The 785-nt window shown below is 73.0% G+C and carries 1 protein-coding gene; it reads left to right on the top strand.

The features are described from left to right. Window positions 1–678, top strand: a 678-nt coding sequence (locus tag AB8Z36_RS41160; RefSeq protein WP_369218448.1) for a DUF2690 domain-containing protein, incomplete at its 5' end; no start/stop codon positions are given. Window positions 679–785: the final 107 nt, after the last annotated feature.

Here is a 785-nt window from a genome sequence, read left to right as displayed (position 1 = left end):
CCGTACGAGGAGGAGGGGGCGCCGTACGGGGAGGGGTCCCCGTACGGCGCCCCCTCCTCCTCGTACGGTGACGCCTCCGCGTCCGCCTTCGGCGCGGGTGCGGTGACCGGGGGGGCGTCACAGCCGCCGGGCGGTCCGCGGGCGGCCGGGCGCGGCGGCGACTCGCCCGACGGGCAGCGGCGCAAGCGGAAGCTGACGATGTTCCTCGCGGGCGTGGTCGGTGCCCTCGTCGTGATCGCGGCGGCGGTCTTCCTGACCGGCGTCGGCGGCGGCGACAAGAAGGAAGACAAGGCCGAGCCGTCCAGGACCCCCGTCTCCAGCAAGGCGAAGCTGCCCGCGGGCGTCGAGTGCAGCGGCGCGGACTGCGCGGGCAAGGACCCCGAGAACATGGGTTGCGGCGGCGAGCTGGCGACGACCACCTCGCGGGCCACGGTCGGCAAGGCGCTGGTCGAGGTGCGGTACAGCAAGACCTGCGGGGCGGCGTGGGCGCGGATCACCCAGGCCACGCCGGGCGACAAGGTCACGATCACCGGTTCGGGCAAGGGCGCCGAAGCCAAGCAGAACGGCACGGTCAACGCGGACTTCGATGCGTATACGCCGATGGTCGCGGTCAAGGAGGGCACCTCCGCCGAGGCCTGCGCGACGCTGGCCTCGGGCCAGACGGGCTGCACGAAGTAGCCGCCGTACGGAGCCGCCGCGCATTCGGCGAAAAATATCTGGCACGGGGAGTGCATGAGCCGTTCATCGCGGGGCAGGCGGACGGTACCCCCACGGGAGTGGTTCAC

The sequence above is a fragment of the Streptomyces flavofungini genome, assembly GCF_041028215.1.
Taxonomy (GTDB): domain Bacteria; phylum Actinomycetota; class Actinomycetes; order Streptomycetales; family Streptomycetaceae; genus Streptomyces; species Streptomyces flavofungini_B.
This window is presented reverse-complemented; position numbering and strand designations above follow the sequence as displayed.